Origin of the sequence: Serratia sp. (in: enterobacteria) (genome assembly GCF_046715635.1) — a bacterium.
Classification (GTDB): domain Bacteria; phylum Pseudomonadota; class Gammaproteobacteria; order Enterobacterales; family Enterobacteriaceae; genus Chania.
On the sequence record NZ_JBKJYW010000330.1, the window covers coordinates 1 to 6,520 of the forward strand.

The 6,520-nt window shown below is 56.3% G+C and carries 5 protein-coding genes; all 5 read right to left on the minus strand.

The annotated features are described in order from the left end of the window. Window positions 1-122: 122 nt before the first annotated feature. Window positions 123-2,108, minus strand: a complete 1,986-nt coding sequence (locus ACLQ7H_RS17530; protein ID WP_411753759.1) for a ligand-gated channel protein — start codon at window positions 2,106-2,108, stop codon at window positions 123-125. 249 nt (window positions 2,109-2,357) lie between these two features. Beyond that, window positions 2,358-3,353, minus strand: a complete 996-nt coding sequence (locus ACLQ7H_RS17535; RefSeq protein WP_411753760.1) for an ABC transporter permease — start codon at window positions 3,351-3,353, stop codon at window positions 2,358-2,360. After that, window positions 3,350-4,861, minus strand: coding sequence for a sugar ABC transporter ATP-binding protein (locus ACLQ7H_RS17540; protein WP_411753761.1), 1,512 nt, complete (start codon window positions 4,859-4,861; stop codon window positions 3,350-3,352). The genes ACLQ7H_RS17535 and ACLQ7H_RS17540 overlap by 4 nt, the downstream gene beginning before the upstream one ends. 169 nt (window positions 4,862-5,030) lie before the next feature. Further along, window positions 5,031-6,311 carry an NAD(P)/FAD-dependent oxidoreductase gene (locus ACLQ7H_RS17545; RefSeq protein WP_411753762.1) on the minus strand — a complete coding sequence of 427 codons (1,281 nt, stop codon included), beginning with the start codon at window positions 6,309-6,311 and terminating at the stop codon, window positions 5,031-5,033. A gap of 19 nt (window positions 6,312-6,330) precedes the next feature. Beyond that, the coding region (locus ACLQ7H_RS17550) for a cupin domain-containing protein (RefSeq protein WP_411753763.1) at window positions 6,331-6,520 on the minus strand (190 nt) is incomplete at its 5' end.

Below are 6,520 nucleotides of genomic sequence, written 5' to 3' on the forward strand. Positions count from 1 at the left end.
GCTAACCATCCTGAATGCGATGCTACGGGATAATAAAAAATGGGTGACAAATTAATCATCACCCGTTGACTTTAAACACAGCTGCTCTCCCTGTGGGAGAGGGTTAGGGTGAGGGGTCACAATCAGAAGTTGTAAGTCATGCCAACGGTATAACGACGACCATCCAGCGTGGTGTTGAAGTGCTCGTAATCCACGGTTTTATCCAGAATGTTGTAAACCCCGCCGCTGATCTGCAGGTTTTTCAGCGCCTGGTAACTCACCCCGGCGTCAACAAAGGTATAGGATGGTGTGCTGACCGCCATTGAGGTACGGCTCAGGTATTCCGAGGTTTCGCTGCGGAAGTTAACGCGTGACCATAGGCCGACATCCTCAGTGGCTTGCCAATCCAGCACGCCATTAATCATGTGCTTCGGCATCTGGTTCAGCGCCTTGCCCTGGAACTCACCGCTCTTCTGTTCAGACTCGGTAAAGGTGTAGTTGGTGCTCAGCTTCCAGTCTTCGGTGATCTGCCAACCGGCGGTCAATTCGATACCGCGCATATTAGCTTTATCCACGTTGACGCGGTCACTGACGAAATCATAAGTGGTGTCACCGATGGTGCAGGCCGGATCCTCTGAACTGTTACAGCGGCGAACTTCGGTGATTTTGTCTTTGAAATCGGTGTTGTACAGGGTGATGCCAGCGTTCAGCCCCTCCTGGTTATCCCACAGGATGCCGACCTCTTCACTGATGCTTTTCTCTGGCTTCAGATCCGGGTTACCCACGATGATGCCGTTGCTCACGCCACCGCCGGTGATCTGGCCCCAATTGGCCGAGGATTGGCGCAGATCCGGCGAGCGATAACCCGCAGAAACCCCGCCTTTCACGGTCCACTGCTCGGTCAGGTGCCACACGCCGTACATGCGTGGTGTCCAGTGGCTGCCGTAGTTCTGATCCTGATCCATACGGATCCCGGTGGTCAGGCTGAAATCGTTGGTCAGCGCCCATTCATCTTCGGCGAACAGCGCCCAGCTCCAGCGGGTCAACTGGTCCAGACCGTCGGCCGCCTCCAACTGGTTGCCACCGTCACTCAACTTCTCGTAGCGGTATTGCCCGCCGAGGTTAAGCATGTGTGAGCCAAGATCAAATTGGGTCTGAGTATTGAAGATGGTGTTGTACATCTTCATGTCACGCCCTGGGTTATTGGTCTCTTCCCGCTGAATGTAGCTGGTGCTGTTACCAAAGTCGTAATAGCCGTTATGGGTGATCGAATAGTTATTGCGGGTATACAGGTTGTCGCTGGGGTTGTTCGGCGTACAAACGCCTTTTTTGCATTTTTCTGCTGCCACGGACTTGCCTGGCGTGCTATTGCGATCCTGTAGCGAACGGCCGATTTCGAAATCAAAATCGTTTTTCTCATCCGGCGTCAGGCTGAATACCGCCGTGCCGCTGCGCATCCGCTGTTCGTTGAAGCCATTGGTGAAGTGATCTTCCCCACGATGGGAGAACAGACCATTCACCCGCAGGCCAAGCAGCCCATCGATCAGCGGGCCGGAGGCGTAGGCGTTGGTCTGGTAGATATCGCCGGAGTCCCTGTCTTCCTGAATGGTGGCATCGCCTTGCAGAGAGCCAACCCAGTCTTTAGTGGTGGACGTTTTGCGCGTGATGATGTTGATCACCCCGCCCATGGCATCGGAGCCATAGAGTGAAGACATTGGCCCGCGCACCACTTCAATGCGTTCGATAGCCTGCAATGGCGGCAACCAACCTTGTTCGATACCGGCATTATCGCTGTTTGGACGGGTGCCACGGGTATCGACGCGTTTACCGTCGATCAGGATCAGCGTGTATTTGGAGGACATCCCACGAATGCTGATATCGCTGCTGCTGGCACCGCCAGTGACCACCACGCCCGGCACGTCCTTCAACGCATCGGTAACGTCGCGGTAGGCGCGGGTTTCCAACTGTTGGCGTGGGATCACCGAAATGGTGGCCGGCGAGTCTTGAATTCTTTGCTGGAAACCAGAGGCGGTGACCACCATGGTATCTTCAGTTTGTGCGAGAGCGTTGCCACTGGTGAGTGATGCGAGGATTAACGCGGTCAAAGTGTTATAGCTTGGCTTTTCCATGAGTTGAATATTCCCGTCCCGAGGTCAACAGGATTTCCTGTTAGTTATTTGATTTAAAAGAATATGTTTTCACGCCACCACGAGAAATCTCCGTTTCGTGAGGAAAGCGTCAGGCCATTGTAAGGAAATCGGCAGAAATGTAAATGCAAATGATAACTCGTATCATTTGTATATTTGATCAGTAATGTATTGAAACCAGAGGAAAAGGAGGGGTATAGCCCGGCGCAGCGCAGTGGTGCGCCGGGGGGATCAGCGTTTCTGGATGTAGGTGATCGCCAGTGCCAATGCCAACACCAGCCCTTTAATGATATCCATGGCGTAGTAGGGCACGGAGAGCATCACCAGGCCGTTTTGCAATACGCCCAGGATAATCGCGCCCACCAAGGTCCCCAGCGCATTAGGTTTACCGGAGCCTGCCAGGGAGAAACCGATATAGGCCGCCGCCACCGCATCCATCAGGTAACCGCCACCGGCGTTAACCTGTGAGGAACCGATACGTGACGCCAGCAAAATACCGCCAAGGCCCGCCAGCAGGGACGAAAGCACATACGCGGTAACCCTGTAACGTACCGTGCGAATACCAGAAAGCCGGGCGGCTTCCGGGTTACCGCCAATGGCATACATCCGGCGGCCATGCTTGGTCAGCGACAGGAAAAGCTGCATGATCACCGTCACCGCCAGCATAATCAGCACGATCACCGGCACTTGACCCAGCGTAGAGAACACCTCGGGGATCACGCCCTCGGCCATATCCCCGTTTGGCAGCACCATATTCTGGGTGATGGAGCCGCCGTAGCTGTAGGTCATGGCCACGCCCTGGATAACGAACAGGCTGGCGAGCGTGGCGAGCATATCGGGGATCTTCAGCACCACGATCAACAAGGCATTGAACAGGCCGACCAGCGTACACAGCAGCAGCGTCAGCACGATGGCACCGGTAGTGCCGAAGCCGTACCAGGCAAACAGCGAGATCACCAACGCATTAGCCAACGAAGCCGTTGAGCCGACGGAGAGATCAAAGCCCCCCACCGAAAGTGAGATCGACACACCAATGGCAATCACCGTCACGATGGCGATCGAACGCAGAATGTTGATGATGTTGTTAGGATCGAGGAAATTGTCGGAAGCCAGGCCAAACAGCGTGATCAAGGCGACCACGGTGAGCAACATCCCCCATTTATACAAAAACTCAAACAGCTGGTGGCGCCAGGGCAGAACGCTTTTCAGGGATAATTCTTTACTCACGCAGGAGTTCCTCCGGTGGAATAGAGCAATAGGGTTTCTTCATCAATATCGGCGGCGTTCAGCTCTGCCACCACGCGGCCATCCCACAGCACGCAGATGCGATCGCACAGGCCCACCAGCTCGGAAAACTCGCCGCAGGCATAGATAATGCCTTTACCGTCACTAGCCAAACCGTCGATCAGCCGGAACAGATCCTGTTTGGCCTTGATATCTACGCCTTTGGTGGGTTCGTCAAAGATCAGCACCTCGGCGTTGCCACGTAACCATTTGCCGATCGCCACTTTTTGCTGATTGCCACCAGACAGGCGAGCCAGCTTTTGCTGTGGGCCGGAAGCCCGCACGCCAAGTCGTTGCATGATCTCAAGCGCCCAGCGCAGTTCCTGCCGGCGGCTGAACAGGCCCCAGCGGGAGAAGCTGTCATCGGCGCTGACGCTCAGGTTCATCGGGATGGCTTCGTGGATAAAAATGCCTTCCTTGCGGCGCTCTTCCGGCACCAGCGCCAGCCCTTGCTCTACCGAGAGAGGCGGTGAATGGGGTGCCCAGGGCTTGCCGTGCAGCTCTCCCTGCGTCAATTTACTGGGAGTTGCGCCGAATAACGCTTTGCAAAGCTCGGTCTTGCCTGCGCCCGCCAGCCCGGCAATGCCGAGGATTTCCCCTCGATGCAGGGTTAAAGAAACGTCACGCAATTTATGGCGATCGCGCAATCCCTCTACCCGCAGCAAAGGACGCGAGCCGTGTGGTGGGCGGGGGGGCGGGAAGATGTCGTCCAGCGAGTGGCCCAGCATTTTTTCGACGATCTGTTCACTGCTCAGACCCTGCATACTGCCTTCACCAGCATGGCGACCGTCGCGCAGGACCGTCAAATGGTCACAGACGGTTTTCAATTCGTGGATACGGTGGGAAATAAACACGATGCCGATGCCTTCGGCGCGCAGGCGGCGCACGATGTGGAACAGGCGTTCGCTCTCATTGCTGTCAAGCGGAGCGGTTGGTTCATCAAGCACCAGAAAACGGCAGCGATGTGACAGCGCCCGGGCCAGCAGCACCTGTTGTTTCTCCGCCAACGTACAGGCTTCCAGGCGTTGGCGCGGGTTAATATTCAGCCCAAGCTGTTGCAACAGCGTGGCGGCCTGGCGATGCAATTGCCGCCAGTTCAGCAAATGGCCCGGCTGATTGAGCCAATCCAGCATGATGTTTTCCGCGACGGACAGCGTGGGGATCAGTGCCACATCCACCTCCTGCTGGACCACCTGGATCCCGTGCTGGCGGGCCTGCAGCGGCGAATGAATATCGACCTTTTGGCCGTCGATAAAAATTTCACCCTGATAATGGTTATGCGCGCCGGAGAGAATGCCCATCAGCGTGGATTTACCCGCGCCGTTGGCCCCCACCAGCGCATGGGTCGAACCGCCTTGCAGCGTAAAATCGACGTTTTGCAGTGCGTTGAACCCGGCAAAGGCGATGGAGATATTGCGCATCTCCAGGCGTGAAGCGGTATTGGTCGGCATAGTTTGGCTGAAGACGTTGCGCCCCTCGTGTTTCAAATCGCGGCTAGCGGCAGCAACGTGAAATTCATTTGGATGTATAGACGGCTAAAGAAACTCTTTTGTAACACGAATTGCCTTTTTTGCAACATGCAAAATGCGCTAAGCCAGATAAAATCGGTTTGGTCGGGGATCAGAACCCTATGCGATCGCGCAGGGCATAGTAGGCGGCACCTAGGGCAGTAAACGGCACCTGTAAATGGCGGCCACCGAAGAACGGCAAATGGGGGAGTTGGGCGAAAGCATCAAAGCGTTCCGCATCGCCGCGCAGCACTTCGGCAATCAACTTGCCTGCCAGATGCGTCAAGGTCACACCGTGACCGCTATCGCCTTGCAGGTAGTAAACGTTATTTTCCAGGCGGCCAAACTGCGGCATGCGCGACAGGGTCAGCAGGAAATTGCCGGTCCAGCGGTAATCGATGCGCACCTTCTTTAACTGCGGGAAGGTTTTGAGCATCAAGGGCCGGATCCTGGCGTCGATATCCGCTGGATCCTGTGCGCCATAGACTACGCCCCCGCCGTATAACAAACGGTTGTCTGCCGTCAGGCGGAAGTAATCCAGCAGATAGTTGCAGTCTTCAACGCAGTAATTATCCGGCAGCAGGGACAGGGCCATATCCGCAGATAAAGGCTCGGTGGTGATGATTTGCGAGCCGCAGGGCATGCTCAGACGGCTGAGACGCGGTTCTAACTTCTCCCCCAGATAGGCATTGCCCGCCAGGATCACCAAACTGGCGCTGACGGAACCCAGTGCTGTGTGTAGCTTGTTAGGTTGGCCATAATCGATATGGGTGACCGCCGATTGTTCAAACAGCCGACCGCCATGGCGGCGTACCGCTTCGGCCTCGCCCAGCGCCAGGTTTAACGGATGCAGATGACCCCCGTTGCGATCCAGCAGCCCGCCGACATAGCGTTCACTGGCCACGGTGCGCCGCATGGCTTCCCCGTCCAGCAGTTCCAGTTGCTGGTGGCCATAACGCTGCCAATGCGCCATTTTTTCTTTTAATGCGCCGAATTGTTTGTTGGTTAAGGCGGCGGAGAGCGCGCCGGGGCGATAATCGCAAGCGATAGCATAACGATCGATACGCTGGCGAATGATCTCTGAGCCTTCAAACATCATGCTGCCGAGCATTGCTGCGGTCTGCTGGCCGTAGCGAGCCTCGATCACATCGATATCGCGGCTGTAGGAGTTGACCACCTGCCCACCGTTGCGCCCACTGGCTCCCCAACCGATGCGGGCGGCTTCCAGCACTACCACATCGTAACCGGCCTCGATCAGGTGCAGTGCGCTGGAAAGGCCGCTAAAACCGCCACCGACGATGCAGACGTCGCAGCGGATAGCCTCGTTCAACTGGGGATAAGGAGCGTGCGGGTTGGCGCTGGCGGCATAATAGCTGGCAACATGTTCCATCATCACTCCTCCGGCGATCTTGTCAGAAGGTGGTTGGGGTGTGTGCGCTGACGATCTTGCAAACGCGCGTTGAGGTATTGCTGAAGCTGTGGGGCATGCCGGTGTTGATGGCATAGCTCTGGCCTGCGGTCAGCAGATAGGTCTGGCCGTTGACCGTCAGCATGATCTCCCCTTCAAGCAGCGTGCCGATCTCTTCGCCCTGATGTTTGATC